Below are 1251 nucleotides of genomic sequence, written 5' to 3' on the forward strand. Positions count from 1 at the left end.
GGCCCGCCATTCAAGACTTCATCCGATCACTTCGAGCCCATCAGCCAGCGCATGAGGCGCTTCCAGAGCCCTAGCTGTGGTGCCTCAGCCTGGGGCTGGGCCGGCTGTGCCGGCTTGGCCTGGGCCTTGTTCTTCCAGAAATCCCGGTTGGTCTCGACCTGGGATTTTTCTGCTTTCAGCGTACCGATGACCTCGGCCTGTTCGGCCACCTGGCCAAGGGCCGTGGCCAGCTGCTGTTGCACCTGGTTAAGTTGATCGGTCACCGATCTGGCCAGCGCTGAAGCCTCTTGTAGAGCCTTTTCCGCCGTTTCGGCACGTTGGGTCAGTGCCTGCACGGTTTCAGCCTTGCGAGCCTCCTGGGCCTCTTTGCGGCCCTGTCTGATGGCCTCCAGCTCCCCTGCGGAGCCGGGGAACTGAATGCCATCTCGCTTGCAGTCCAGAACGATGCTGTTGACCTCGCTCGAGGTCAGCGGCTCCTGGCGCAGCCAGGGGTATGCCTGAACTGCCGTCCAGGCCCGACGCCATGCCTTCCAGCCACTGAAGTTCCAGCCCAGACCAGATGCGTCGGTGGGCGCTTCGATCATCGCCTGCCAGCTGGTGAAGCCCAGTTGACCGATGGCACTGCGCTGGATGGCGTCCTTGGATGGCCTGCCCGAGCTGAGCACATCGGGCAGCAGCCGGGTTACGGCATCCATGAAGACCATCCACTGCGCTGGGTTGGCCTCAGTGCCGAGCGCTGCAAGCAGCTCGGCATGGGCATCGCGGGCAGCCTTGGGAACCAGCAGGGTGAGTTGGGTACCGCTCATTTTTGTTCTCCTTCTAACGGTGTATGGGTGTAATTTTTACACCCTTTTACACCCTTTGTACAGAGAAACTTCTGTATACCTATACAGTAGTTTGGCTGGCCGTGTTATGCTGGGCTTACCATACTTCCAACCGGAAGTATGGGGATGTGGTGGCACCGAGCGGAGTGACAGGTGACACGTAACCCCCGGAGCACACGTGCGGAGTGGGGTGGAGAACATCCGGAGACGACCAGAATGGTTGGCTCCCGCTTTGTGAGGCCTTCGGAGACCAGCACATAGGTGATGGTCAACCGATGCCGAATGCTCTTGATCTGTGAGTTCTGGGGGTCAAGCAGCAAATCGTGGGGGCCCCATCGAGCTTCATCCGATGGGGTTCCGATTTGGTGCTTGATGCCCAGGACGAACGACCCACAGCCTCAGGAAGGGAGCTTGGGGTTGCTTCACC

1 protein-coding gene is annotated in these 1251 nt (G+C 60.2%); it reads right to left on the minus strand.

The genetic code is table 11. The features are described 5' to 3' along the window. Positions 1–26: 26 nt before the first annotated feature. Complete coding sequence (locus tag N430_RS29160; RefSeq protein WP_097165046.1) at positions 27–806, minus strand: hypothetical protein; 780 nt, start codon at positions 804–806, stop codon at positions 27–29. Between the last annotated feature and the right edge of the window lie 445 nt (positions 807–1251).

It is taken from the genome of Pseudomonas sp. CC120222-01a, from assembly GCF_003097235.1.
Classification (GTDB): domain Bacteria; phylum Pseudomonadota; class Gammaproteobacteria; order Pseudomonadales; family Pseudomonadaceae; genus Aquipseudomonas.